This window comes from Hyphobacterium lacteum, assembly GCF_036330345.1.
Taxonomy (GTDB): domain Bacteria; phylum Pseudomonadota; class Alphaproteobacteria; order Caulobacterales; family Maricaulaceae; genus Hyphobacterium; species Hyphobacterium lacteum.
The window spans coordinates 376,541-402,552 of sequence record NZ_JAZDRP010000003.1 but is presented as its reverse complement, the minus strand read 5'-3'; the positions used below and the strand labels follow the sequence as shown (position 1 = coordinate 402,552).

Below are 26,012 nucleotides of genomic sequence, written 5' to 3'. Positions count from 1 at the left end.
CGCGAGGCTCGCCTGACAAGCGCGTAGGTGCTGATAATTTCAGATGATACGCGAGTTATCAACAGCTTCTGGCGGTAATCCTGCATCATCTCCGGCTTCCAGCAACCCGGTCCGCAAGGTGCGGCCCGGCTGATCCAGCCGTGATGCAAGCCACGCGCCAAGTTTTTTAACGTCGACATCGTTCAGCAAAGTCCGGACCGGCGCGATGCTGGATGCGGCCATGGAGAGCTTGGAATAGCCCAGCGCCAACAGCACAGCCGCCTCCAGCGGCTTGCTGGCTGTCTCCCCGCATATCGAGACCGGAACATTCTGCGCCGCACAAGCCTGCTGGACATGCCGGAACAACCGCAAGGCCGGTGGGGACAGGATATCATAGCGATCCGATACACGGGCATTCAGCCGGTCGGCGGCAAAGAAATACTGCATCAGATCATTGGCCCCGACAGCCACGAAGTCGGCGCGCGGCAGAGCCTCCTCGATGGCAAAAGCCATGCCGGGTGTCTCCAGCATCAGGCCGGCATGCCAGCTTTCCGGCAGTTGGTGGCCATGCTTGCGGGCGCGCTCGATCTCGGCTTCAAGCATGTCGCAGGCGGCAAAGAATTCCCACGGTGCGGCAATCATCGGGAAAAGAACATCCAGCCGCCGTCCGGCAGCGGCGCGGATCAGGGCGCGTAATTGCAGGCGCAGAAGCCCGGGACGGTCGAGGCCCATGCGGATTGCCCGCCAGCCCAGCGCCGGGTTGGGCTCGCGCATGGCAGGAGCACTGGCGGTGACCTTGTCACCGCCCAGATCCAGGGTCCGGAATACCGCCGGGCGGCTACCACAGGCATCCATCACCGCGCTGTAGAGCGTCGTCTGCTCTTCCACCATGGGCAGGGTATCGGCGACCATGAACTGGAATTCGGTCCGGAAGAGGCCAATACCCGCCGCACCGGTTTCCTCGAGCCGCTTCAATTCGACCAGCAGACCGGCATTGAGATGCAGCTCGAACGCCTGGCCATCGGCAGTTACCGACGGCGTGTCCTTCAGCTTGGCGAATTCAGCAGCCTGACGGGTGATCGCCTCGGCGCGATCGGCATAGGCTTCGCGCACCTCCTCATTGGGGCGGATATGGAGCAGGCCGAATTCGCCATCGAGAATGACCGGATCACCGGTCTCCACACGGTCCAGCGCACCCTCGACGCGGCCCACAAGCGGGATGCCCAACGCCTTGGCCACGATTACGGCATGGCTGGAGGCCGACCCTTCCTCAAGCGCCAGCCCCTTCAATTTCGAGCGGTCATAATCCAGCAGCTCAGCCGGCCCGATCGAGCGAGCAATCAGAACGGAATTGTCCGGCAAGGGCGCGCCGGCATCCTTTGTTGTTTCGTCGAGATGGCGCAGCAGCCGGTTGGCGAGGTCTTCCAGATCATGCAGCCGTTCCCGGAAATTCATGTCCTTGGCCTGCATCAGGCGTGCGCGGTGTTCATTACGGACCCGCTCGACAGCAGCCTCTGCCGTTAGCCCCTGTTTCACCGCATCGCGCAACTGGCGCAGCCAGCCGCGGTCATGGGCAAACATGCGGTAGGCTTCCAGCACATCGCGGGTCGGTCCGCCAAATGGCAGGCGGCCGGCATCCAGCATGTCGTCGATCGCGCGCCGAAGTTCATTGATGGCGATGTCCAGCCGGGCTTCCTCGTCGTCGGGATCGTCGGCGATCAGACGAACCGGCGAGACATGCGGTTCGTGGACCACGGCCACACCAATCGCCAGGCCGGGTGAGAAAGCACCGCCCTGGAACCGCTCGGACTTTGACGGCCGGACATCCAGACCCGCAAGATCTTCCGGTGCGATGATCTGCCCGGAGGCAATGATCTCGGCGAGGATCATGGCCACGGTTTGCAGCGTCTCGATTTCGCCATCGGCCAGTTGGCGGCCATCGATGGTCTGGCTGGTCAGGACCCCGACCAGCCGGCCGCCGCGCAGGATCGGCACACCGACAAAGGATTTGAAAGGCTCTTCGCCGGTTTCCGGGCGATAGGAGAAGGCCGGATGTTGCTGTGCATCGGCTACGGACAAGGGCTTGGCGGTCAACGCGACCTGGCCGACCAGGCCTTCGCCATGCTGGAGACGCGTATTGTGGACGGCTTCCTGCTTGAGCCCGTGAGTCGCACACAATTCCAGCGCGCCAGAGCGGCGGGCGAGATAGATGGACGACACGTCGGCACCGGTTTCCTCGGCGATCATGCCGGTCAGATGATCGAGACGTTTTTGCGCATTTTCCTGAGCCGCCATAAGGCTGCGAAGGCGCGATAACAGCCGCCGCGGGCCCGGTGCCAGATCCCTGGCCTCGGAATTGTTGAGGACATCATCCATCAGGCGTCATCCAGCCCGTAGGCGGCATGCAGGGCGCGCACCGCCTGCTCCACGGCGTCGTTCTCGATCAGAACGCTGATCTTGATCTCGGAAGTCGACACCGTCCGGATACCGATCTTCTGTTCGGCCAGCGCGTTATAAAGAATGCGCGCCACATCCGCCCGGCGATTGAGGCCAAGCCCGACGACCGACACTTTCGCCAGCCCAGTCTCGCTGAGCACTTCGCGCGCATCACTCTCGCCGATTTTCTCCAGCGCCTTGTCGAGATCGCGATAATCGATGGTGAATTCCAGATTTGTCCGCCCGGATTCGCTGGCCGGCGATTGAACAATCATGTCGATGCCGATATCAGCATCGGCCAGGCCAGCAAACACGCTGGCGGCCGATTGCGGCGCACCGGACAGGCCGCGCAGCGCAATTCGAGCCTGGTCGCGCGCATAAGCGATGCCCGACACAATGCGGCGTTCTGCGATATCTTCGGCTTGCATGATCATCGTGCCTTCCGATTGGCCCGGCTCTGCGAAGCTGGACAAGACCCGCAAGGGAACATTGCGGGCCTTGGCAAACTCCGCCGAGCGCGTCTGTAGCACTTTTGCCCCCTGCGCGGCGAGTTCCAGCATTTCATCATAGCTTATTTTTTCGATGCGGCGCGCATCCGGCTCGATCCGCGGATCGGTCGTGAAAACGCCATCGACATCGGTGTAGATGTCGCAATGCGCCTCCAGCGCCGCTGCCAGCGCAACCGCCGACAGATCCGTGCCACCCCGTCCCAGCGTCCGCAAACGGTCTTCCTTCGACGCGCCCTGATAACCAGCCATGACAGGCACATGGCCTTTCTCCATGGCCGCGCGAATCGGGGAGGCGTCCAGACCGCTGATGCGGGCCGCGCCCGGCGGACCATCGGTGCGGATCCCGGCCTGCCAACCCAGGAAGGATTGGGCTTCAAGACCTTCCAACCGCAATGCCATCGCCATCAGGGCAGCACTGACCTGTTCGCCGGCGCTGAGGACAACATCGGTTTCCTCGTCGCCCAGCCCATGCCCAAGCCCGCCAGCCAGGCGCAGCAGGCGGTCAGTCTCGCCCGCCATGGCCGAGACCACGACCGCAACCTTGTCACCGCGTCGGATATCGGCCGCGGCGATGGCCGCACTCGCCCGGATTCGCTCCAGCGATCCCACAGATGTTCCGCCGAATTTCAGGACTCTCGTGGTCAAGCCGGACCCTCGCATGCTCTGCTGCGGCGTATAACCGCTTCACGCCGGGCTCGAAAGTGCTAGTTCACGAGGCCATATTAAGGCAGTCACAATTATCCGCAGAAAAAAGAGTGGCAGACATGGCCCAGGCAGACGCTCCGGAAAAACTCTCCCGCCCCTCGGTGGACCCCCAAGAGATCGAGAAATTCTCGCGCATCGCCGCGGAATGGTGGGACCCGGACTCGAAGTTCAAGCCGCTGCACAAATTCAACCCGGCGCGGCTGGCCTATATACGCGATGCCATCCTGACGCATTACGAACGCGCGCCCGGTGAGACACCACTGACCGGCCTGAAACTGCTCGACATCGGCTGTGGCGGCGGGCTGATCGCCGAACCCATGGCGCGGCTGGGCGCCAGCGTCACAGCCGTCGATGCGGCCGAGGCCAATATCAAGACCGCGACCGTTCACGCCGAGGAACAGGGTCTGGAAATCGATTATCGCCACGGCACAGCCGAACAATTGCTGGAAGAAGGCGACGCGCAGTTCGATGTCGTTCTGAACCTGGAAGTCGTCGAACACGTCGCCAATCCGGACCAGTTCCTGAAGGATTGCGCCAAACTGCTCAAACCCGGCGGTATCATGGTGGTCGGCAGTATCAATCGCACCTCCAAGGCCTTCGTCTTCGCGATATTCGGCGCGGAATGGGTAATGCGCTGGCTGCCGCGCGGCACGCACCGGTTCGAAAAACTGATCAAGCCGGAGGAAGTCCGGGCCGCCCTGTCATCGGAAGGCATGAGCGTCCGCGAAGCCGAAGGTGTCAGCTATAATCCGCTGCAGGACGCGTTCGAGATCACCGGTGATGCCAGCGTCAATTATCTGATGGTGGCGGTGAAGGCTTGAGCTGGCCCAGCTGGCCCTTTGTCAAGGCAATCAACACGAGACAGATGGCCAACAAGGGCAGCGCCTTGGTGATCTGGTGAACAGGTGTCAGCGCCACCTCGATCGGGGCGATGCCCGACAGGCCCATGGAATCGTTGACAAGGCCATGCACCATGATGGCCGGCAGCAGCGCACCATTCAGCCGGTTCATGAAATAGATGGCGACAATGGACGTCGTTACCGTGCCCAGCAGGAATGCAGGCAGATAGAACGCAAGGTAGGTGTCCAGTCCCAGACTGCCCGGTAAACCGGCAAAGATGTCGCGTGGCACATGCCATAATCCCCAGGCGAGCCCGATCACGATGGCTGCCAGCAAAGGTGAGACGCCGGCATCGGTCAGGACGGACTGGCCGACACCGCGCCAGCCGCCCTCTTCCAGCACCGCACCTTGATCGAGGAAAGCCGCCGAAAGAATGGCGGGCCACAGGGACAGGCTGGCGAGATCGACAGCAAAAATATAGGAACCACCCAACCGGTAGCGGATACCGCCAGCTATAATGAGCGCCGTCACAAGAAGCAGGATGATAAGACCGTAGCTGCCAAGAGCCGACAGCGGGCTGGTCCGTTGGATACCCAGCGGGTTGAGCCTTGCCAGAAATCTTTGCCGCGCAGCAGCGGGCGACATGGCCAGCAATATCAGGCCGGCCAGTGTCGGTACGGCACTTCCAAGCACCAAAAGCCACAAGCCCGGTTCAACGAGGGCGAGGCGTACAAGATTGACCAGATTGGACGTCCAGAGAATTCCGGTGGCTTCGCTGGCGCGATTGGCCTGGGCCTGGAAATCCATCAGCCCGCCGCCTGCGGCCAGGTCGATCAATGGCACAAGTGCCAGCAGCAGGATGGACAGCAAAAAGAACAGGCCGAAGCGATGCCAATGGGTCATTCAGCCATTGGCAGGGCGAATTTGTGGAAGGTCAAGTGACGCCTAGTTCAGCTTCTTCGCTTCCTTCGGCACGAAGGGATCGGGCAGCGGCGCGCAAGGCACGCCTTCATCGGCCAGGGCTTTCGATTCTTCCGGCGTGGTTTCGCCATAGATGGCGCGCTCTGGCTTGGCACCCTCATGCATGGCGCGCGCTTCGGTCGCGAACTTATCGCCGACATAGTCGAAATTCTCGGAAATATGACTGCGGATCTTGCCCGCCATTTCCATCATGACCTTCTGCGGATCCGGCGCTGTCCTGGCCTTGCCGGTCGAGACCGCCGGCGCCATCACCGCCTTGCGCACGGAGGGTGAGCCGCAATGCGGGCATTCCACCAGACCGGCTTCCGACTGGGTGTCGAAATCCCCGGAATTGCGGAACCAGGCTTCGAACTGATGCGAGCCGTCACATATGAGCGCATAGCGGATCATGGAATATATATGGGCATGAAAGCGTTGAACGCCAAGTGAAGCCGTCAATCCGGCCCGCTGAACGGCCGATCATGCGCCAGCGAGGGAATGCGCGTGCGGGCTGTATCCACCTTCGCCAGATCCAGATCGGCGATCAGAATTCCCGGCTCGTCATGACCCAGGCAGGCGATGATCTCGCCCCACGGGTCAACAATCATCGAATGTCCCCATGTCTTGCGGCCATCCTCGTGCAAACCACCCTGCGCCGGGGCGAGAATGTAACTGCCCGTCTCGATCGCACGCGCGCGCAGCAGCACTTCCCAGTGCGCCTTGCCGGTCGGACGGGTGAAAGCTGACGGGACAGTGATGATCTGCGCACCGGCCTTCGCCAGCTTGCGATAGAGATAGGCGAAGCGGACATCATAGCAGATGGTAAGGCCCAGACGGGCACCGGGGATGTCGGCGATTACGGCCCTCTCACCGGCCCGGTAATTCGTCGATTCCGAATAGGTCTCGCCCGCGCCGAGACCGACATCGAACATGTGGACCTTGTCGTATGTGGCAAGAAGAGCGCCGTCCGGGCCAAACAGGCAGGAGCGGTTGACGGCCTGTCGCTCGCCAGTTTTCAGCGCCATCGAACCAATCAGCAGCGTAATGCCCAATTCCTTCGCCAGCCCGGCAAAGAACGCCATCGCCGGGTCGGTGTCGGGCGTCTGCAGGACATCGAAAAGCCCGTCCGCGTCCTTCTGGACCAGATGCGTGGTCTCCGGTGTTGCGACAAATGTTGCGCCATCGGCTGCGGCTGCTCGGATCAGCTCTTCAGCAGCCGCAAGATTGGCATCGATGGTGATGCCGGAGCGCATCTGGATTAGGCCGACACGCATGCCTCAGGCCTGCAGAAGTGCGTCGAGCTTGCCGGCCCGTTCCAGCCGCATCAGATCGTCGCTTCCGCCGATATGGTCATCGCCGATGAAGATTTGCGGAAACGTCCGGCCACCATGCGAACGCTGGATCATTTCCTGCCGCTTGGCTGCATCAAACCCGGCATTGATCTCCTCGAAGTCAACGCCCTTGCTCTTCAGCAAATTGACCGCGCGTGTGCAGTAACCACACATGGCGCGCGTATAGATCGTGACCTTCGCCATGATCGAATCTCCAGCTTTCCTTTTCCACTATGTAGTGGGATCTGTCGGTTTCACAACGCGTGCAATGGCCACAGCGTTGACGACGCTGGCCCCCGCGCGCAGCAAGGGCGCAGCACAGGCCTCGAATGTTGCGCCTGTGGTCATCACGTCATCAATCAGAACGACGGTTTTCCCCGGCAGAGAGTGCTGGCCTTCTGCAGTGACCCGGAACGCACCTTCGACATTGCGGCGGCGGCCCCGGCCGGACTGGCCCGCCTGCGTCGGTGTGCGGCGTGACCGGACCAGCCAGCCCGTCTCGAGCGGAATTCCTGTCTGCCGGGACATGGAGTCCGCCAGCAGGGCGGACTGGTTGAAGCGGCGCGAAAACAGCCGGGAGGGATGCAAGGGGACCGGTATCAGGGCCTGGGCGCCGGCCAGACCATCCTTCCCGGCATGCACCATCCATCGGGCCATCTGGTCGAGCGCATCAAGACGTCCGCCATGCTTGAAGTCCAGCACCAGACGCCGCGAAACGTCGCCATAGGCCAGTGCCGCGCGGGCCTTGTTAGTCCGCGGAGGACGCGCAATGCAGGCTGCACATTCCGCCCCTGCCCCGACCGGGAAAGAAAATGGCAGACCACAGGTCTCGCACCAGGGAGCAGCGAGGAAATGGATACGGCTCCATGTGTCCGCTTCGAGCTGGCCGCGCGCACCAACTGTTTCTCCCGTCAGCGGTGACACGGGCGGCCAGAGCACATCGGCAATTGCGCTCCCGGCTTTCTTTAAAGCGCCAGCCGCGCCATATCGGAGGCATGAGTGCATCCCCGCCCATCCTGTTTGATCGCGCGCTGTTGCGTCAGCGCCGTAACCGTGCGGCGGCCAGTCTGCCCGAATACGACTTTCTGTTGCAACGTGTGATTGACGATTTGCTCGACCGGGTGGAAAGCATCAACCGGGATTTCGAGCGCGTGCTGGTTCTCGGTGGAGGCGGTGTTTTCGGGCAAATGCTGGCCGAACGCCCATCAGCTGCCGCCAAGATCGGCACGCTGATCGAGACGGATATAGCCGAAAAGCTGGCGCGACAGGTCTGCGTTGACGAGGAGTGCCTGCCCTTTGCCGACGAAAGTTTCGATCTGGTGATCTCCCCCCTGGCGCTTCACTGGTGCAATGACCTGCCGGGTGTCCTGATCCAGATCAACCGGGCGCTGAAGAGCGATGGCTTCTTCGCCGCAGCGGTGTTCGGGGGAGCCAGCCTGAAGGAGTTACGCCAGTCGATGCTGGCGGCCGAAACCGAGATCCATGGTGGTGCTTCGGCGCGGGTTTCGCCTTTTGCGGACACGATGGACATGGCCGGGCTTCTGCAACGCACCGGCTTCGCCATGCCGGTCACAGATGTCGACCGCGTGACGGTTCGGTACGGCAATTCCTTTGTACTGATGCGGGATCTGCGCGCGATGGGCGAAACCAGTAATCTCGCCGAGCGTTCACGCCGGCCGGTCAGCAAACGCTTCTTTGTGAGAACCGCGGAAATCTATGCCGAGCGTTTTGCCGGAGACGACGGGAAAATCCCGGCGACTTTCGAGATCATTCATGCGGGCGGTTGGGCGCCTCACCCCGATCAACCGCGCCCGAAACGGCCGGGCTCGGCCACGGCGCGCCTGGCCGACGCGTTGGGGGTGGTGGAAAACTCTGCGGGCGAAAAAGCCGGCCGCTAGAAGGCTCCACCGGCATCCGTAAACATCTGCAGGACCTGCGGGCCAATCAGTGCGAGACCGCCAACGGCCGCAACAGTGATGATCACGGCAATCACGGAATATTCGATAGCTGTCCCGCCACGCTCATCGGTCAGGAAGCGGGTGGCAAGCGATCGCGCAGCTCGGCAGCCAGCGGCTTGTCCGCCGGCGCCAGATCGAAACTGCCCAGCTTGTCGGGGCGGACCCAGGCGATCTGCTGGTTTTCCTGCGGCGCGATGAAACCGTCCCAGCGCCGGCAGATGAAAAGCGGCATGACAAGATGGAAGCGCTCGTAGGGGTGCGAGGCAAAAGCGAACGGTTGCAGGCAGGTTTCGCATGGTTCGATCCCGAGTTCCTCGCGCAATTCCCGAACAATGGTTTGTTCGGGCGTCTCATTGGCCTCGACCTTTCCACCGGGAAATTCCCAGAGGCCGGCCAGGGCCTTGCCCTCGGGTCTTTGCGCAATGAGCACGCGCCCATCGGCATCGCAAAGGGCACAGGCTGCTACCAGCAGGACCGGTCTGACGTCACTCATCCTGCAGGTTTGTCCTTAAAATCACGTGAGAAAACAGGGTTAATTTCCATTATCTTCTGCGCCTTCCCCGGCTTCCGCCTCAGGCGCATCCAGCGCAATCGCCGGTGATTCCGTAGCGATTTCACTTTCCGGGCTGACGATTTCGATGCTGGCGTCCTCGCGCAGACTGTCAACGAGCCGGGATATCGTCTCAAAGGTCAGAAAGCGTACGATAGACGGGCGAATTTCCTCAAATGACGGGCCAGAGGGAGCACGGCGGTCGATAATCAGCAGGACATGCCAGCCGGCTTCCGTCTCGATCGGTCCGGCCAGTTCACCCTCCCGGGCGGCAAAGGCTGCGGAGGCAATTTCCGGTAACACGCCATCGCGTGAGAAATAGCCCAGATCCCCGCCCTGAATGCGCGTGGCCACGTCCTGGGAATACTGCACTGCCAGTTCGGCAAAGTCCCGGCCATCATTGAAAAGCGCAATGATCGCCTCGGCCGCCTCAAGGCTATCGACCAGGATGTGCCGCGCCCGGATCTGCTCACCCGGACGGGCAAGGCCGGTCTGCTCGCTGTAAAGGCGTTGAGCGGCCTCATCCGTCACTTGAACCGCAATTTCCGTTTCCAGCAGGATATTGCCGAGAATGCGTTCTTCCGCGGCTGCGATCCGGCGGCGGGCCTCCGGCGAATTCTGGAGGCCGCGGCGGCGGGCCTCCAGCGCCAGCAAGCGCTGATCCACCAGCTCATCGACGAGGCGGTCATATTCGGGGTCATCCGGGGAGAGGCGTTCGCCGTCCCCGACCAGGCCCTGGGCAAGCGCCTCGCGCTGCACAGCCGCATTATAGATCACGGTCTGATCGACCACCGCCACAGCATTATCCGGTGGTGGAAGTTCAGCCGATTCCTCACTGGAAGAATCCGGCCCCGCGCAAGCGGAAAGGCTGGCCATGGCGAGTATCAGTAAGGCTTTTGTTTTCAACATATGTGTGTCGCAGCCGCGTTTCATTGACACCTATTCCACGCGTCCTTAAGTCAAGTCCGGTTTTCAATGGGGCCGCCAACGGGGTGACGTCAAGTTGTCTGACACCCGGCAGAGACCCCGCCGTCCGGATGCACAGGTTCATTCATGCTTTCCATCGCCCGCAAAATCTTCGGCTCGACCAATGACCGCCGGCTCAAAAAGCTTCAGCCCAAGGTCGCTGCGATCAATGCTCTGGAACCCGAGTTCGAAGCCCTGACGGATGAACAGCTGATTGGCAAGACGGCCGAGTTCAAACAGCGTCTCGAAAACGGTGAAAAACTGGATGCGCTTCTGCCGGAGGCCTTCGCTGCCGTCCGCGAAGCCGCCAAGCGCTCGCTGGGCCAGCGTCATTATGATGTGCAGCTGGTCGGCGGCATCGTCCTGCACGAGGGCGACATTGCCGAGATGAAGACCGGTGAAGGCAAGACGCTGGTGGCAACAGCGCCCGTCTATCTCAACGCGCTTCAGGGCAAGGGCGTCCACGTTGTCACAGTGAACGATTATCTCGCCCAGCGTGACGCGGAATGGATGGGCCAGGTTTATGCCAAGCTGGGCCTGACCACGGGCGTGATCCTGCACGGTCTGAACGATGATCAACGCCGCGAAGCCTATGCGTGCGACGTCACATACGGCACGAATAACGAGCTGGGCTTCGATTATCTACGTGACAATATGAAGTATTCGCTGAAGGACATGGTTCAGCGCGGGCACCATTATGCGATCGTCGACGAGGTGGACTCCATCCTGATCGACGAGGCGCGAACGCCGCTGATCATTTCCGGACGCACTGAAGACAAGACCGAATTCTACAAGACGATGGACGCCCTCATCCCGCTGCTGGACGAGGACGATTACGAGATCGACGAGAAGTCGCGCTCCATCCTGATCACCGAGGATGGCAACGAAAAGATCGAGGATTTGCTGCGCGAGCGTGGCCTTCTGGAAGAGGGCGACCTCTATGACGCGGAGAACGTCATGGTTGTGCACCACCTCAACCAGGCCCTGCGTGCCCACAAGATCTACCAGAAGGACAAGGACTATATCGTCAAGGACCGGAAGGTCGTGCTGATCGATGAGTTCACCGGGCGCATGATGCCGGGCCGCCGTCTTTCAGACGGGCTGCACCAGGCCATCGAAGCCAAGGAAGGCGCCGATATCCAGCCGGAAAACCAGACGCTGGCATCGATCACCTTCCAGAATTATTTCCGCCTCTATGGCAAGTTGGGCGGCATGACCGGTACGGCCTCCACGGAAGCCGACGAGTTTCATTCGATCTACGGTCTGGGCCTGGCCGAAATCCCGACCAACAAGCCGATCGCCCGGGCCGATGAAGACGACGAGGTCTATCGCACCGCCAAGGAAAAATACGAGGCGATTGTCACCGACATCAAGCAATCGGTCGAAAAAGGGCAACCGGTCCTGGTCGGTACCGTCTCGATCGAGAAATCCGAAGATCTTTCCGAGTTTCTGAAGAAGAAGAAGATCAAGCACCAGGTGTTGAACGCGCGTTATCACGAGCAGGAAGCGCGGATCGTGGCTCAGGCCGGTGTACCCGGCGCAGTGACCATTGCTACCAACATGGCGGGCCGCGGCACCGACATCCAGCTGGGCGGCAATGTCGATTTCCGTCTCGAGGACTGGAAGGAAGAGCAACGCGCGAAAGGCCAGGAGCCTGACGACGCTGCGATTTCTGCCAAGCGCGCGGAAATCGCTGCCGAAGTATCGGAATTGAAAGCCAAGGCGCTGGAAGCCGGTGGCCTGTATGTGCTGGCGACCGAGCGCCATGAAAGCCGCCGCATTGATAATCAGCTTCGCGGCCGGTCAGGCCGCCAGGGCGATCCGGGGCGCACCAAATTCTACATTTCCGTCGAGGATGATCTGTTGCGCATTTTCGCGCCGGAACGGCTCGATACAATCATGCGGACATTGGGCCTGAAGGAAGGCGAAGCCATCCAGCACCCGTGGATGTCCAAGGCGCTGGAGACCTCTCAGAAAAAGGTCGAGCAACGCAATTTCGAAATCCGCAAGAACATCCTCAAATACGATGATGTGATGAATGATCAGCGCAAGGCGATCTTCGAACAGCGCATCGAATTCATGACCGATGAAGATGTGTCTGACGTCATCCAGGACATGCGTCACGAAACAGTCGAGGACACCGTTGCGCGCTTCATTCCGCCCCGCGCCCTGCCCGATCAGTGGGATATTGAAGGGCTCGACGAAGCGGTGAAGGAAAACCTCAATCTCGATGCGCCAGTCGCCGACTGGGCCGAGGAAGAAGGCATTGCCGACGAAGAGATCTGCGACCGTCTGAAAGACGCCTCCGACAAGGCTTATGCCGCCAAGGCAGCCGAGACCGGCGCCGATCTGATGCGCAAGGTGGAAAAACAGATCCTGCTGGAAACCATCGATCGTGGATGGCGGGAACACCTGCAACGCCTCGATTCGCTGCGTTCCATGATCGGCCTGCGTGGCTATGCCCAGCGCGACCCGTTGAACGAATACAAGACAGAGGCCTTTGCCCTGTTTGAACACCTCCTGTCCTCGCTGCGCGAGGACGTCACGAAGGTGATGATGAAGGTGCGCGTGCAGGCGGCTCCACCGAAACCGGCTCCTCTGCCGGACATGAAGCCGTCGCATATCGACCCGCGGACCGGCCGCAACGAGATGGGCGATCCGTCTGACGGTCCGGTCGCGGCCCGGACGGCCCCGACCCAGCGCCGCACGGCGATGGCCGGCAATCCGTCTGATCCGGCCACCTGGGGCAAAGTCCAGCGGAATGCGCCCTGTCCGTGCGGATCCGGCAAGAAATACAAGCATTGCCATGGCGCAATCGGCAGCCCCACCGTCTCGACCTGAGCCTTTACGGATTCGGGATGCTCGCCTTGATGAATGCGAGGCGCTGTCAGCCCTGTGCCTGAGATCAAAAGCCCATTGGGGCTATGATGATGATTTCATTGCTGCTTGTGCGCCCTATCTGCGCGTCGAGGAAGACTGCGTTGAAAAAGGCCTGGCCTTTGTCGCGCTGGATCATGAAGACCGGATTCTCGGCGTATGCCAGCTGCACCCCGGTGATGCGCCCGCGGGCACGCTGGATCTCCTGTTCATAGAGCCTGACGCCATTGGCACCGGTGCCGGGCGTGTGCTGTTCCAGGAAGCCGCCCAGCGCCTGCGCGAAGCCGGCGACAGCGTGATGACGATCCTGTCGGATCCCGATGCGCGTGGCTTTTACGAAAAGATGGGCGCGGACTTCATCGCCGACCGGCCGTCCGACGTGTTTCCGGGCCGTTTATTGCCCTGGCTGGAATACCGGCTCTAGCTTTCGCTCGCTTCAAGCCGGCCAATCGCCAGGAAGCGTTCGCGGCGGCGTTTGCGCAGCGTGTTGGCCTTCAGGCCTTCCAGACCGGACAGCACTGAATCGATCTTCTCACCGACCTTGCGGATCGTGTCTTCCGGTGCGCGATGCGCGCCGCCGACCGGTTCCTTGATGATGTGATCGATAATCTTCAGGCCCTTGAGGTCCTGGGCGGTGATCTTCATGGCGATGGCCGCATCGCGGGCCCGCGCCGAATCCTTCCACAGGATGGAGGCGCAGCCTTCCGGCGAGATCACCGAATAGATGGAATGCTGGAGCATGATGACGGCGTTGCCGCTGGCCAGAGCCACAGCGCCGCCTGAACCACCCTCGCCCGCGATTACCGAGATCAGCGGCACGCCAAGCGACAGGCAGCGCTCGGTGGAGCGGGCAATGGCTTCGGCCTGACCGCGTTCTTCGGCCCCGACGCCGGGATAGGCACCGGCCGTATCGACGAAGGTCAGGACCGGCATGTTGAATTTCTCGGCCATGTCCATCAGGCGGATCGCCTTGCGATAGCCTTCCGGACGCGCCATGCCGAAATTGTGCTTCAGGCGCGAGGCCGTATCGCGGCCCTTCTCATGACCCATCACCACGACGGACCGGCCATTGAAGCGGCCAATGCCGCCGACAATCGCCGGATCCTCGGAGAAACGCCGGTCGCCACACAGCTCCTCGAAATCCTCGATCAGATGCTTGCGGTAATCGCGGAAATGCGGGCGCTCGGGATGGCGGGCGACCTGGGTCTTGCGCCAGGGATCCAGCTTCTCATAGAGGCTGGCCAGCTGATCGGCCGATTTCTGGCGCAGCTTTGCGATCTCGTCGGCCACATCCGGCACGTCAGCGGAATTGGACGCGGCCAGTGATTCGAGTTCCTCGATCTTGGCATCGAGCTCGGCCACGGGGCGTTCGAAATCGAGATAGGTCCGGGTCGGGTCTGACATGTAGCCTGTCTTGTTTTGCATCCGGTTGCGGAAGCGCCGCGCAACCTAGCCATCCGGCTTGCAAGGAACAAGCCGCGAATGCCGGTGGATATCAGCGCTTTGCCAGCGGATGGGCGGTTTCAACCAATGTCTTCAATCGCTCTTCGAGAACGTGAGTGTAAATCTGGGTGGTCGAGATATCAGCATGACCCAGCAGCGTCTGCACGCTGCGCAGGTCCGCGCCGTTGGCCAGAAGGTGTGTCGCAAATGCATGGCGCAGGACGTGGGGCGAAATTTTTTTCGGGTCCAGCCCGGCCGCAGCGGCGATGTCCTTGAGGATACGTGCGAACTGTTCGCGCGTCAGATGCCCTTCGGCGGCGCTGGAGGAGGGAAACAGGAAACGCTGAGCCCTGGTCATCGCCGATGGATTGCCCTTGGGCAGGCTGTTTTCGCGAACGGTCAGCCAGTCCCGGATCGCCTCCATCGCCGGCGGGGTGAGCGGAACCAGCCTTTCCTTGCCGCCCTTGCCGGTCACATGCAGCGTGCTTTGTGCGCGGGTGACCGCATTGAGCGAGAGGGTTACCAGCTCGGTCACCCGGAGACCGCCGGCATAGAGGATTTCCAGCAGCGCCCGAGCGCGCGCGCCGCGAACCCCCTCCAGCGCCTCAGCAGCCGCAAACAGCGCATCGACGTCAGCTTCGGACATGACTTTTGGCAAGGGCCGTCCGCGTTTCGGTCCCGACATGGATCGTGCCGGATCGTCGGCCCGCCGGCCTTCTGCCAGCAGAAAGCGGAAAAGACGCCGGGTGGCCGATAAACGTCTTGCGGTCGTTGAGGCCGACAGACCTTCGCGTGCCATTTCCGCCAGACACGCCTCGATATCTCCCGTTGAAGCACTCATGAAGCTCCGGCCGCGCGACGACAGCCGCATGGACATGTCCTCCAGGTCACGGCGATAGGCATCCAGCGTATTTTTTGATGCGCCGCGTTCAGCGGCCATCATGTCCAGAAACAGATCAATGAGCTGCGTGTCGCTCACGCCAGCTCCACAATGATCCGCTCAAGGACAACCGACAGGGCAATATCGCGAAGACCGACACGGTCCAGCGCGCCGGTAATCCGCATCATCTCCATCGGTGAAGCACCTGACGGGCCGTCATCCAGTATCTGTGCTGCCAGCAAGGCGGTTTCGGCACGCGCCCCCGCCATGGCGGCGGCATCCATCGCTGCCAGCATCGGTGAAACCGTTTCCGGCTCGGCATTGAACAGGGCGAGACGGAAATCCGGCGGTACGGAAATGCCCAGGCCTGCAAGGCCGGCGACATCGCCCAGACCGGAGGCTCCGGACTCAAGACGCGCCTGCACCAGAGCATCGGTCGACGACCGGCGCACCTGATTTTGGGCAATGCGGAAAGCCAGATCGAGCGCCACCATGTAGGCGGGCGACGGCGGATTCCATTCCGCCTGATCCGGTTGCGGAATTGCACCGATCAGATCATCCGGCTTGGTGGGATCGTAGACGGGCGTCCGCGCCGGCGGGCCGTTTTCCAGCGCCTCTCGCCAGCGGGTCGCCGTTGCGATATCGCCCACAGACAAGGCGGCCAGAGCAAAACGGCCGGCATGATCCATGGTCTCGAAGGTGACAGGCAGGGTCGCGACCTGCCGGCCATAACGCCGGGCTGCGCGCATGAAATCATTGTTGCGATCCGCTTCGATGAAGGCGAGTCCCAAAGCTTGCGCGGCGACCAGCCGGTCGTAATCCTGATAGATCAGCTGTTCCAGCGTCTGGGCGCGTGCGGCACCTTCCTGCATGGACAGCCCCTCCAGCGCCAGAGCCGGTTCCGCGGTCAGATCCGGCAGAGCTGACGATGCTTCAGCGACATCAACCAGCCATCCCGGGGCATCGGACAGATCGACGACCGGGCGGCCTTCTGTCGGAGATACTGCCGCCAGTGCCCAGTCGAGCCCGGTATCGGCAGACGCCTCATCAACCGTCCAGCGGCCGATTGTGATGGCATAGAGAAGACCGTCGAAATTCGCATCCGCCTCTTCCACACGGGCAAGATCAGCGGACAGCTCTGCGGCTGCAGCTTCGCCCGCCAGGGCATGACAGAAGGCCCGGGCGCGGAGCCAGTATGGCTGGTCGCGGCCGATGACGAGGCCATTCGTTGTGCGGCAGGCTGCTTCATTGGCCGCCAGAGCGAAGGCGGCCTCGGCATGCAGACGGGCAAGGTCAGGTGCCCTGTCGAGCCCCGGCGTGCGTTCGAGCAGGCTGTAGACCGCCTCAGCGCCGGATGCCGCCAGAAGGCGATCGGCGCGAAGGCTGGCCAGCGAATTGTTGCCACGCCCACCCTGGGGCGGTGTGCCACCCGACAACAGGGCCAGTGCCACCAGATTGGCGCGAGCTGGCGAGCGGTACTCCGCGCTGCTGGCGGGCAGGCCTTCCAGGGCATTCAGCGCGGTCTGCACGGTCGATCCGGCCCACAAATTCTCGCCGAGCCCGTTGGTCGCCACACCGACTTCCAACGGATCGAGCGAACCAAGCTGGCGGACCTCGATATCCTGGGCCGCGGCCGTGCCGAGAGACAGGATCGCCGCGAGACTAGCGAGTGAGTTCATCGGTGACATCGACACGCACCTCCTCACGATCGGGTTGGGCATTGCCGCCAATAGCGGCGAGCGCGAAAAATCCGCCGATCAGGACAACAAGTCCGATGACGAGGGCAATCAAGGTGTTACGCATTGCAGGCTCCAAGGCTTGGCGTCACATTACGGCTGAATGCGGCAATTTCCAGACCACGGCGAAGGCTTATATGGTGCAGACATGAGTGAAGATTCTGCATCCGGCGCTGCAGACGGCCGCCCCATCGTGCTGGTCGGGCTGATGGGCGCAGGCAAGACAACGGTCGGCCGGCGGCTTGCCGCTGCGCTGGAACTGCCGTTCAAGGATGCCGATGAAGAGATCGAGAAAGCGGCCGACCGGCCTGTCGCGGATATATTCTCGGATTTCGGTGAAGCCGCCTTTCGGGACGGAGAGCGCCGCGTCATCGCGCGGCTGCTGGAAGAGGGCCAGGCCGTTCTTGCCCTGGGCGGCGGCGCCTTCGTCAATGACGAGACCCGCAAGCTGGTGCGCGAAAAGGCGATTTCGATCTGGCTGAAGGCCGATCTCGATACGCTGATGGAGCGCGTATCCCGCCGTGACAACCGCCCCTTGCTTCGAACCGACAATCCCCGCGCGGTCATGGCCGAACTGATGGCCAAGCGCGAAGCGGCCTATGCCGAGGCGGATATCCAGATCGAGGGCGATCAGGGCCCGCATGCCACTGCCGTGGAACGGATACTGGAAGCCCTGGTGCCGCTCGGGTTTCCATTGAAGGCCGTCAATGACTGAACTGGTCACCATATCCCTCGGCGAGCGCAGCTATGAAATCCTGATCGGACAGGGCGCCTGGTCGATCGCCCAGCGCCTTGCAGCCGTATCGCCTGAGCGCCGGTATGCCGTGCTGGCCGACGCCAATGTGCTTCGTTTGCACAAAGATTTCGTCGAAACCGGTCTGGGCCACCTTCAGATTGCCGGAGCCCCGATCGAGATCCCGGAAGGAGAAACAGCCAAATCCTTTGGCATGCTGGAAATCGTGTTGAGCCAGCTACTGGAGCGCGCGCTGGAGCGAGGTGATGCGATCATTGCCATCGGCGGCGGTGTTACCGGCGATCTCGCCGGTTTTGCCGCGGCCATTTACAAGCGCGGCATTGATGTCATCCAGGTTCCGACTACGCTGCTGGCGATGGCGGATTCCTCGGTCGGCGGAAAAACCGCCATCAACATGCCCCAGGGCAAGAATCTGGTCGGCGCGTTCCACCAGCCCCGCCTGGTTGTCGCCGATTTTGCCTTTCTGGACACGCTGCCGAAGCGCCAATTGCTGGCCGGCTATGCCGAAATCATCAAAGCGGCCCTGATCGGCGATGCCGATTTCTTCGACCAGCTTGAATATTCCAATCGGGACAGCCTTACCGCACTGCATCTGCAGGCGCATCTGAAGACCGCCATCCAGTTCAAGGCGGACATTGTCGAGGCCGATGAACGCGAAGCCGGACAGCGGGCGCTGCTCAATTTCGGTCACACATTCGGTCATGCGCTGGAGAGCGATGCGAAAGGTGCGCTGCTGCACGGTGAAGCGGTGGCCGCCGGCATGGCGCTGGCCTTCGACTATTCTGTCCGCTTGGGGATTTGTCCGGAAAACGATGCCCGGCGAGTGAAGGATTATCTGAAGCTGGTCGGGCTGGAGACCGGGTTGGGCAGCCTGCCCGGCGCGCCGTTTACTGCCGAGGCTATGGTCGAACGCATGCGCCATGATAAGAAGAATGCGGGAGGGGCAATCCGCCTCGTTCTTGCGCGCGGCATCGGTAATGCCTTTATTCACGAAGTGGCCGATGAGGCCGATCTTCTCAACTTCCTGAAAGACAAGATACAATGATCGAGACCTGGATCCTGATTTCGCTTGGCGGAATTGTGCTCCTGCTCCTGTTTTCCGCCTTTTTCTCGGGCTCGGAAACATCGCTGACCGCTGTTTCGCGGGCGCGCATGCTGCAACTGGAAAAGGACGGCGAGGTTTCCGCCCGCCGTGTCAATCATTTGACCGAGGACCGCGAGCGCCTGATCGGGGCGATCCTGCTGGGCAATAACCTGGTAAATATCCTCGCCTCATCGATTGCTGCAGCGGTTTTCCTTCATCTTTTCGGCGAAGCCGGCGTTGCTTACGCCACGCTGGTCATGACCATGCTGGTCCTGATCTTTGCCGAGGTCCTTCCCAAGACCTATGCCTTGTCCAATCCGGACCGTTTTGCCCAGGCCGTCGCCCTGCCGATTTCCATATTCGTGACGCTGTTCGCGCCGATCGTTGCGACAGTTCAGGCGATTGTCCGGGGAACGCTTCGGATTTTTGGCGCCAATGTCGAAGGCCCGGTCCTGTCGAGCCATGACGAATTGCGCGGCCATATCGATCTGCACCACCAGGAAGGCGGCGTGGTCAAGGATGACCGTGACATGCTGGGCGGCGTTCTCGATCTGCGTGAACTGACCGTCGATGACGTCATGGTGCATCGCAAGAACATCACCATGATCGATGCCGGACTGCCGGTGGCTGATATTTTCGCCTACGCGCTGAATAGTCCGCATACCAGGCTGCCGCTCTTTCAGGGCGATGCCGAGAACATTGTCGGCGTCCTGCATGCCCGCGATCTGGCGCGGGCACTGCTCAAGGCCGCCGGCGATCCATCAGCCATCGATCTAAAGGCGGTCTGCCGCGAGCCCTGGTTTGTGCCGGAAACCACTGAGCTCCTGGACCAGCTGAACGCCTTCCGCGAGAAGCGCGAGCACTTCGCCCTGGTGGTCGATGAATACGGCGCGCTGATGGGTCTGGTCACGCTGGAAGACATTCTCGAAGAAATTGTCGGCGAGATCGAGGACGAGCACGACATTACCGTTGAAGGCGTCAAGATGGAGGAAGACGGGATCTGGCTGATCGATGGCGCAACCCCGATCCGTGACGTCAACCGGGCGCTGGACTGGGATTTGCCGGACGAGGAAGCCGTTACGATGGCGGGCCTCGTCATCCATGAGAGCCAGACCATTCCGGAAACCGGCCAGGTTTTCAGCTTTCATGGCAAGCGTTTCGAGATCGTCGAGCGGCGCCGTAACCAGATCGCCAAGATGCGGGTATCGGCATTGCCGGAAGAGGGCTAGCGCTTCAGTTTCTGGAACAGGATTTCCAGACCGTTGAGGAAATCCGAGCGGTCGCGGGCGGAAAACGGCTTGCCGCCACCACCTTCCATCGTGCCCGCCGAGCGCAGATCTGCCATCAGATTCCGCGTTGCCAGGACCGAGCCGATATTGTCGGCATCAAAAGGCTTGCCGCGATGATCAATGGCCGCACCGCCAGCCTTCAGGCAGCGATCCGCCAGCGGAATGTCTGCCGTGACGCAGATATCGCCCGGACCGATCCGCTCTGCGATCCAGTCATCGGCGGCATCGGCGCCTTCCGGAACGATGACCAGCTGGGCCCACGGGCTCTGCGGGCGGCGCAGCCCGCCATCACAGACCAGTTTCACCTCGGTCCGGTGACGCTCGGCCACGCGGATCGCCTCGTCCTTTACCGGGCAAGCATCGGCATCAATGTAGAGGGTCATTCTGATGGCCGTCCTTCGAGGCTTGAATTTTCTCCCCCTGCCTGCGGGGGGAGTGGCCTGAAAGGCCGAGGGGGCATGGCCCCCTCCGTCAGCTTCGCTGCCACCTCCCCCGTGAACGGAGGAGGAAACTATCTTACCGTCATGCGCAGCGCGTGCACCGGCCCGGCGAGTTCCTCGGCGAGCACCTTGTTGATCGCCCGCTGGCGCTCGACCCGGGACAGGCCGGACAGCGAATCGGCCCGGATCTCGACATGGAAATGGCTCTGCCCGCCTTCGGGCGCGCCAGCATGACCATGGTGAAGGGCACTTTCATCAGTTACCGCCAATTCCTGCGGAGAAAAGGCAGATTTGAGCTTTTCCTCGATCCGCTGCTGAACCTCACCCGCCAATTGCACCTCCTGTTTGTTGCCGCTTAAGGCCTTGGGCCCCATACTTAGGGCAATGGACGGCGATTTTACATACCGCCCGCGGTTCAAGGACATCCGCATCAAGCCGCCGACCGACAAGGCGGCGCCGGAAGAGCGTGTCTGCGAATGGCCGGGATGCCGCGCGCACGGAGATTGCCGCGCGCCGAAAGGCACAGCCGACCTCAATGATGTGCACTGGTTCTGTCAGAGCCATGCCGCGCAATACAACAAGTCCTGGAATTTCTTCGAGGACATGGATGAGGACGCGGTCGCGGCCTTCAATGCCTCGGCACATTATGGCCACCGCCCGACCTGGAATTTCCGGTCCAATACCGGAAAGAACAGGAAGGCGCAGAAAGCCTCAAAGGATTTCCGCGACGGCTTTGCCGACCCGTTCGGCCTGTTTGGCAAGCGGCCGCAAGGCGATCCCGCTCCCGAGCCTAATCGCCGCCGCTTCGGCAAGCTGCAGGCCGCTGCTCTGGAAACGCTGCAACTCGACGGATCCGAGAGCAAGGGCGTGGTCAAGAAGCGCTATGCCGAGATGGTGAAACGCTTTCACCCGGATGCGAATGGTGGCGACCGCTCCTCCGAAGAACAGCTGGGCCGGGTGATCCACGCCTACCAGATCCTGAAGAATGCGGGGATGGCGTAACACGGTGTGACCGTGTGCGCTCTTTTCCCGGCTGCAGACCCCGTGCTAGTGAGCAGATGACTCGCGTGCTGGTCTTGAGCGCGCCCTGCCCGATATATGAGTGCCATGAGCGATAATTTCCCTCTTTCCGAGCCCGATACGATTGCCGATTGCGAAGCCCTTTTCGGTTTCGACCCCGGTTTCGAAGTGCCCGCCTTTTCCGTACCTGACGAGCACACACCGCCGGTGGACGAGGCCTATGTCTTCGATCCGGCCACCACGCGCGCCATCCTCGCCGGCTTTGCCCGTAATCGCCGGGTGATGATCCAAGGCTATCACGGCACCGGGAAATCCACTCACGTCGAACAGGTCGCCGCGCGCCTCAACTGGCCGATGATCCGGATCAATCTGGACAGCCATGTCAGCCGCATCGACATGGTCGGCAAGGACGCCATCGTGCTGCGCGATGGCAAGCAGGTCACCGAATTCCAGGAAGGCATTCTGCCCTGGGCGCTGCAGCGCCCGGTCGCGCTTTTGTTTGATGAATATGATGCCGGCCGTCCGGATGTGATGTTCGTGATCCAGCGCGTGCTGGAAGCCTCGGGCTCACTAACGCTGCTGGACCAGACCAAGGTGATCCGTCCGCACCCCTATTTCCGCCTGTTTGCAACCACCAATACGGTGGGCCTGGGCGATACGACGGGCCTTTATCACGGCACCCAGCAGATCAATCAGGGCCAGATGGACCGCTGGTCGATCGTGGCAACGCTGAACTATCTGCCGGCCGAGACCGAAGAGAAGATCATCGCCTCGCGCCTGAAAGAATTCGGCGGCACACCGGAAGGCCAGAAGGCCATCGCCGACATGGTGAAGGTGGCCGATATGAGCCGCGATGCCTTCATGAATGGCGATATTTCCACCGTGATGAGCCCGCGCACCGTGCTGACCTGGGCGGAAAATGCCGAGATATTCGGCGATATAGGACAGGCTTTCCGCCTGACCTTCCTCAACAAGTGTGACGAGCTGGAACGCCCGACGATTGCTGAATTCTATCAGCGCGTCTTCGGCGAGGATTTGCCCGAAGCGCCGCTGAAGCCGACCCCGGCCAAGCCCGCGAGCGCGGCTTAGGGCACGATGTTGAGGGCGGCGTTCATACTCGTCGTCACTCTGGTGTTTGGACTCCTCGTTGCAGCGCTAGCCTATTACCTGCTGGCGCATAGTTTATGGGGCCTCGTGAGCGGCGGTATTGGATTTGGCATCGCAATGGGCTTCTTCGGGCTCATCATGATCACGCTTCTTGCCGCTTACGTTTACTCCGCCTTTCGTCTGATCAAAAAGAACGCCGAATGACCGACAATCCCCTCGCCGATGCGTTCAAGCGCGCTCTGGCCATTTCCGCCCGGGCGATTGCCCAGGACAAGGATCTGGAAGTGCGCTTTGGCGGCGAGATCGCCAATTATGCCAAGGGCAAGCTGACCCTGCCCAATCCCGGCGAGGTGAGCGCCGCTGAAGCCAAGGCCGCACGCGGGCGGGCCGATGCCCTGGCGCTGAAACTGTTGCACCACAACAAGCAGGTGTTTTCCGAAACCCTGCCGCCAGGCTCGCAGGGCCGCGCCATCTTCGAGGCCGCCGAGCAGGCGCGCGTCGAAGGCCTCGGGGCCAAGGCGATGCGCGGCGTGGCGGCCAATCTGAACGCCGCTCTGGAAGCGAAAGCCATCGCCAAAGGCTGGAACCGTGTGGAGGATCGCCAGCAGGCACCGCTGCACGAAGCGGTCGGCATGCTGGTGCGTGAGCGGATTACCGGCGAACCGGTGACCCCGGCCGTCGACGGGCTGATGCGGGTCTGGCGCGATGATCTGGAAGAACGCGCCGGTGAAGCGCTGGATGCGCTGGCCGAGAATGCCGGTGACCAGAAGAAATTCGCGCGAGCGCTGGAAGACGTGATCCGGGATCTGGACCTGGCGGACGAGCTGGGCGGTGATCCGGAAGAGTCCGACAAGGAAAATGATGACGATGCCGGCATGGAGCGCGAGCAACAGACCGGCGAGGATGATGGCGATAGCGAGCCTGATGGCGATGAGGGGGAAGACGTCGACGCCGAAGGCCAGTCGGCGGATGATGACGAGATCGACTTCCAGTCCGACGAGAATATGGGCGAGCTGGACAGCCAGGAAGACAGTGGCGAGGCGGCGCGTGCCGAGCGCCCCAACCATGTCCGCTTCGAGGACCGGCCGGCGGAAAGCTATCGCATCTTCACCACCAAATTCGACGAAATCATCCGCGCGGAAGATCTGTGTGATGAGGAAGAGCTGGACCGGCTGCGCCGTTATCTCGACCAGCACATGAAGGGCGTTGAGGGCGCGGTCGGGCGTCTCGCCAACCGGCTGCAACGCCGGCTGATGGCCCAGCAGACGCGCTCCTGGGCGTTTGATCTGGAAGAAGGCGTGCTGGACCCGGCCCGGCTGACACGCGTGGTCACCGATCCCACCTCGCCGCTCTCCTTCAAGCAGGAACAGGAAACCGAATTCCGCGACACGATCGTCACCCTTCTGATCGACAATTCCGGCTCCATGCGCGGCCGTCCGATCATGACGGCGGCCTCGTGTGCAGACATTCTGGCGCGGACGCTGGAACGCTGCGGCGTGAAGACGGAAATCCTCGGCTTTACCACCCGGTCCTGGAAGGGCGGGCGCGCCAAGGAAGCCTGGATCGAGGCCGGCAAGCCGGTCAATCCGGGCCGCCTCAACGATATCCGCCATATCGTCTATAAAAATGCTGACGAACCCTGGCGGCGCAGCCGGGTCAATCTCGGCCTGATGATGCGCGAAGGCCTGCTCAAGGAAAATATCGACGGCGAAGCCCTTTTGTGGGCATGGAAGCGCCTGTCCATGCGGCCGGAACAACGGCGGATATTGATGGTGATTTCGGACGGGGCACCGGTGGATGACGGTACGCAATCGGCCAATCCGGGCGCCTATCTGGAGCGCCATCTGCGCGAGATGATCGCCCAGATCGAGAACCGGTCCGACATCGAGCTTCTCGCCATCGGGATCGGCCATGACGTGACCCGCTATTACAGGCGCGCGGTGACAATCACCGATGTCGAACAGCTGGGCGGGGCGATGACCGAGCAGCTGGCCGCCCTGTTCGACAAGGATGCGGCGGTGAAGGGCCCTGCCATCAATCCGTCGTCGTCGAACGTTACGCGCGGCCTGAAGAAGGCCGACTGGGCCGAGCTGGGAGCGAAGATATGAGAGCGCTGATCCTTGTTGCTGTACTGGCCGTTGCAGCCTGTAGCGGGGCTGACGAGCCCGGCCCGATCCGCATCGAGACGGAAAGCGTGCCGCTCTATCCGGAGACGCCGGAACGCACGGATGTCGGCGGGCTGGAGTATCGCGGCGGCCTGGTGCTGACCTCGGCGGATGAGCGGTTCGGTGGATTGTCGGCCATGGAAATCGAAGGCGAAAGGATGCTGGCGATTTCCGATTCCGCCTACTGGCTGACCGCGCATCTGGAGTTTGACGGCAATGGCTGGCTGACCGGCCTGTCGCAGACTTTCTATGCGCCCATGCTGGGGCCGGATGGCCAACACCTGACCGGTGATGCCGCCGATGCCGAAGGCCTCGCCCCGCTGGGTAATGGTGCCTATGCGGTCAGCTTCGAGCGAGAACACCGTATCTCCCGCTATGACATCGCACCGGACTGGTCGGGCGTCGCCATCGCGATGCCAACGCCCCTGCCCGCCCCGCCGGGCACGGATCGTCTGCGCGAGAATGGCGGAATTGAAAGCCTGGCACCCGTTGAAGGCGGGTACTGGGCGGGGATCGAATATCCGATCGTTGAAGGCCGCCCGCATTCGATCTGGCATATGCAAAATGGCGAAGAGCCGGAAGTCGTTGATCATGATGCCGCCGAGGGTTTTGGCATTACGGGTCTGGCGACATCCGAATTCGGTCTATTGGTGCTCGAACGATTTTATTCGCGAGACATCGGTAACCGCATAAGGATTACAAGCCATCCCGACCCCGTGGGATCAAATCCGGACCATGTCACACTCAGTGCATATTCAACCGGCTGGAATGTCCTCGCCGAACTCGAACCCGGCATGACGATCGACAATTTCGAGGGCATTTCCATTGGCGAGGTGAATGGCGAGAGGCGCCTCTTCATCCTCTCGGATGACAATTACAATCCCGGCCAGCGGACGCTGTTGCTCAGTTTTGCACTGCCCGGTCTGCTGACGGAAGAGTATTCCGAGTAGTTTTCTCCCCCTGCTTGCGGGGGGAGTGGCCTG

General features: G+C 61.7%; 28 protein-coding genes. 12 read left to right on the top strand and 16 right to left on the bottom strand.

The annotated features are described in order from the left end of the window. Positions 1-39 precede the first annotated feature (39 nt). Both ptsP and V0U79_RS06835 read right to left on the bottom strand, forming a co-directional pair. Positions 40-2,355 carry a phosphoenolpyruvate--protein phosphotransferase gene (gene ptsP / locus V0U79_RS06840; RefSeq protein ID WP_330198736.1) on the bottom strand — a complete coding sequence of 772 codons (2,316 nt, stop codon included), beginning with the start codon at positions 2,353-2,355 and terminating at the stop codon, positions 40-42. Next, on the bottom strand, positions 2,355-3,569 hold the full coding sequence (locus tag V0U79_RS06835; protein WP_330198735.1) for an aspartate kinase: 1,215 nt from the start codon (positions 3,567-3,569) through the stop codon (positions 2,355-2,357). The genes ptsP and V0U79_RS06835 overlap by 1 nt, the downstream gene beginning before the upstream one ends. A gap of 119 nt (positions 3,570-3,688) precedes the next feature. Here V0U79_RS06835 and ubiG point away from each other — a divergent pair, with 119 nt between their 5' ends. After that, entirely contained in the window at positions 3,689-4,450 is a 762-nt protein-coding gene (ubiG, locus tag V0U79_RS06830; RefSeq protein ID WP_330198734.1) for a bifunctional 2-polyprenyl-6-hydroxyphenol methylase/3-demethylubiquinol 3-O-methyltransferase UbiG, read from the top strand. Here the strand turns inward: ubiG and V0U79_RS06825 are convergent. From V0U79_RS06825 to V0U79_RS06805, 5 genes are read right to left on the bottom strand one after another with little or no spacing between them, the layout of a single operon-like run. Beyond that, positions 4,419-5,372, bottom strand: a complete 954-nt coding sequence (locus tag V0U79_RS06825) for a CPBP family intramembrane glutamic endopeptidase (protein ID WP_330198733.1) — start codon at positions 5,370-5,372, stop codon at positions 4,419-4,421. The two genes, ubiG and V0U79_RS06825, sit on opposite strands and share 32 nt — an antisense overlap. 42 nt (positions 5,373-5,414) lie before the next feature. Then, complete coding sequence (locus V0U79_RS06820) at positions 5,415-5,888, bottom strand: DUF1178 family protein (protein WP_330198732.1); 474 nt, start codon at positions 5,886-5,888, stop codon at positions 5,415-5,417. Further along, complete coding sequence (locus V0U79_RS06815; RefSeq protein ID WP_330198731.1) at positions 5,885-6,703, bottom strand: carbon-nitrogen hydrolase family protein; 819 nt, start codon at positions 6,701-6,703, stop codon at positions 5,885-5,887. The genes V0U79_RS06820 and V0U79_RS06815 overlap by 4 nt, the downstream gene beginning before the upstream one ends. 3 nt (positions 6,704-6,706) lie before the next feature. Then, complete coding sequence (grxC, locus tag V0U79_RS06810; protein ID WP_330198730.1) at positions 6,707-6,964, bottom strand: glutaredoxin 3; 258 nt, start codon at positions 6,962-6,964, stop codon at positions 6,707-6,709. A 27-nt stretch (positions 6,965-6,991) separates the two neighbouring features. After that, positions 6,992-7,765 (bottom strand): ComFC family protein, encoded by a 774-nt coding sequence (locus tag V0U79_RS06805; protein WP_330198729.1) that lies wholly within the window; start codon positions 7,763-7,765, stop codon positions 6,992-6,994. Here V0U79_RS06805 and V0U79_RS06800 point away from each other — a divergent pair. Continuing rightward, positions 7,756-8,658, top strand: coding sequence for a methyltransferase domain-containing protein (locus V0U79_RS06800; RefSeq protein ID WP_330198728.1), 903 nt, complete (start codon positions 7,756-7,758; stop codon positions 8,656-8,658). The genes V0U79_RS06805 and V0U79_RS06800 overlap by 10 nt on opposite strands. On the opposite strand, the gene V0U79_RS06795 is transcribed toward V0U79_RS06800, so the two are convergent. The 3 genes from V0U79_RS06795 to V0U79_RS06785 are packed head-to-tail and all read right to left on the bottom strand — an operon-like array spanning position 8,655 to position 10,144. Further along, positions 8,655-8,753: a hypothetical protein gene (locus V0U79_RS06795; RefSeq protein ID WP_330198727.1), complete on the bottom strand. Its 99-nt coding sequence runs from the start codon at positions 8,751-8,753 to the stop codon at positions 8,655-8,657. The two genes, V0U79_RS06800 and V0U79_RS06795, sit on opposite strands and share 4 nt — an antisense overlap. A 35-nt stretch (positions 8,754-8,788) precedes the next feature. Beyond that, positions 8,789-9,211: a (deoxy)nucleoside triphosphate pyrophosphohydrolase gene (locus V0U79_RS06790; RefSeq protein WP_330198726.1), complete on the bottom strand. Its 423-nt coding sequence runs from the start codon at positions 9,209-9,211 to the stop codon at positions 8,789-8,791. 39 nt (positions 9,212-9,250) lie between these two features. Continuing rightward, positions 9,251-10,144 (bottom strand): peptidylprolyl isomerase, encoded by an 894-nt coding sequence (locus tag V0U79_RS06785; RefSeq protein WP_330198725.1) that lies wholly within the window; start codon positions 10,142-10,144, stop codon positions 9,251-9,253. Positions 10,145-10,321: 177 nt separating this feature from the next. On the opposite strand from V0U79_RS06785, the gene secA reads away from it, so the two are divergent. Both secA and V0U79_RS06775 read left to right on the top strand, forming a co-directional pair. After that, the gene (secA, locus tag V0U79_RS06780) at positions 10,322-13,075 is read left to right on the top strand and encodes a preprotein translocase subunit SecA (RefSeq protein WP_330198724.1); all 2,754 of its coding nucleotides are present in this window, start codon (positions 10,322-10,324) and stop codon (positions 13,073-13,075) included. Next, entirely contained in the window at positions 13,041-13,535 is a 495-nt protein-coding gene (locus V0U79_RS06775; protein ID WP_330198723.1) for a GNAT family N-acetyltransferase, read from the top strand. Before secA ends, V0U79_RS06775 begins: the two co-directional genes overlap by 35 nt. Here V0U79_RS06775 and V0U79_RS06770 read toward each other — a convergent pair. From V0U79_RS06770 to V0U79_RS06755, 4 genes are all read right to left on the bottom strand, one after another. Then, entirely contained in the window at positions 13,532-14,515 is a 984-nt protein-coding gene (locus V0U79_RS06770) for an acetyl-CoA carboxylase carboxyltransferase subunit alpha (RefSeq protein WP_330198722.1), read from the bottom strand. The genes V0U79_RS06775 and V0U79_RS06770 overlap by 4 nt on opposite strands. A gap of 91 nt (positions 14,516-14,606) precedes the next feature. Further along, positions 14,607-15,533, bottom strand: a complete 927-nt coding sequence (locus V0U79_RS06765; protein ID WP_330198721.1) for a site-specific tyrosine recombinase XerD — start codon at positions 15,531-15,533, stop codon at positions 14,607-14,609. Then, entirely contained in the window at positions 15,530-17,113 is a 1,584-nt protein-coding gene (locus tag V0U79_RS06760; protein WP_330198720.1) for a hypothetical protein, read from the bottom strand. Before V0U79_RS06760 ends, V0U79_RS06765 begins: the two co-directional genes overlap by 4 nt. Continuing rightward, the gene (locus tag V0U79_RS06755) at positions 17,097-17,237 is read right to left on the bottom strand and encodes a hypothetical protein (RefSeq protein ID WP_330198719.1); all 141 of its coding nucleotides are present in this window, start codon (positions 17,235-17,237) and stop codon (positions 17,097-17,099) included. Before V0U79_RS06755 ends, V0U79_RS06760 begins: the two co-directional genes overlap by 17 nt. An 81-nt stretch (positions 17,238-17,318) precedes the next feature. Here V0U79_RS06755 and V0U79_RS06750 point away from each other — a divergent pair, with 81 nt between their 5' ends. Genes V0U79_RS06750 through V0U79_RS06740 form a run of 3 tightly spaced genes read left to right on the top strand, consistent with a single transcriptional unit; the run spans position 17,319 to position 20,237 of the window. After that, positions 17,319-17,885 carry a shikimate kinase gene (locus tag V0U79_RS06750; RefSeq protein ID WP_330198718.1) on the top strand — a complete coding sequence of 189 codons (567 nt, stop codon included), beginning with the start codon at positions 17,319-17,321 and terminating at the stop codon, positions 17,883-17,885. Further along, positions 17,878-18,969 (top strand): 3-dehydroquinate synthase, encoded by a 1,092-nt coding sequence (gene aroB, locus V0U79_RS06745; RefSeq protein WP_330198717.1) that lies wholly within the window; start codon positions 17,878-17,880, stop codon positions 18,967-18,969. Before V0U79_RS06750 ends, aroB begins: the two co-directional genes overlap by 8 nt. Further along, on the top strand, positions 18,966-20,237 hold the full coding sequence (locus V0U79_RS06740; protein ID WP_330198716.1) for an HlyC/CorC family transporter: 1,272 nt from the start codon (positions 18,966-18,968) through the stop codon (positions 20,235-20,237). Before aroB ends, V0U79_RS06740 begins: the two co-directional genes overlap by 4 nt. Here V0U79_RS06740 and V0U79_RS06735 read toward each other — a convergent pair. Together V0U79_RS06735 and V0U79_RS06730 are read right to left on the bottom strand one after the other, a co-directional pair. Next, entirely contained in the window at positions 20,234-20,680 is a 447-nt protein-coding gene (locus V0U79_RS06735) for a YaiI/YqxD family protein (RefSeq protein ID WP_330198715.1), read from the bottom strand. The two genes, V0U79_RS06740 and V0U79_RS06735, sit on opposite strands and share 4 nt — an antisense overlap. Before the next feature lie 128 nt (positions 20,681-20,808). Continuing rightward, positions 20,809-21,069 (bottom strand): BolA family protein, encoded by a 261-nt coding sequence (locus V0U79_RS06730; protein WP_330198714.1) that lies wholly within the window; start codon positions 21,067-21,069, stop codon positions 20,809-20,811. Between the two features lie 52 nt (positions 21,070-21,121). Between V0U79_RS06730 and V0U79_RS06725 the strand changes: the two genes are divergently transcribed. The 5 genes from V0U79_RS06725 to V0U79_RS06705 all read left to right on the top strand — a co-directional run bounded on the left by V0U79_RS06725 (position 21,122) and on the right by V0U79_RS06705 (position 25,979). After that, positions 21,122-21,739 carry a J domain-containing protein gene (locus V0U79_RS06725; protein ID WP_330198713.1) on the top strand — a complete coding sequence of 206 codons (618 nt, stop codon included), beginning with the start codon at positions 21,122-21,124 and terminating at the stop codon, positions 21,737-21,739. 105 nt (positions 21,740-21,844) lie between these two features. After that, entirely contained in the window at positions 21,845-22,846 is a 1,002-nt protein-coding gene (cobS, locus tag V0U79_RS06720; protein WP_330198712.1) for a cobaltochelatase subunit CobS, read from the top strand. Between the two features lie 9 nt (positions 22,847-22,855). Next, positions 22,856-23,068: a hypothetical protein gene (locus V0U79_RS06715; RefSeq protein WP_330198711.1), complete on the top strand. Its 213-nt coding sequence runs from the start codon at positions 22,856-22,858 to the stop codon at positions 23,066-23,068. Next, positions 23,065-24,972: a cobaltochelatase subunit CobT gene (gene cobT / locus V0U79_RS06710; RefSeq protein ID WP_330198710.1), complete on the top strand. Its 1,908-nt coding sequence runs from the start codon at positions 23,065-23,067 to the stop codon at positions 24,970-24,972. The genes V0U79_RS06715 and cobT overlap by 4 nt, the downstream gene beginning before the upstream one ends. After that, the gene (locus V0U79_RS06705; RefSeq protein ID WP_330198709.1) at positions 24,969-25,979 is read left to right on the top strand and encodes an esterase-like activity of phytase family protein; all 1,011 of its coding nucleotides are present in this window, start codon (positions 24,969-24,971) and stop codon (positions 25,977-25,979) included. The genes cobT and V0U79_RS06705 overlap by 4 nt, the downstream gene beginning before the upstream one ends. The last annotated feature ends 33 nt before the right edge of the window (positions 25,980-26,012 follow it).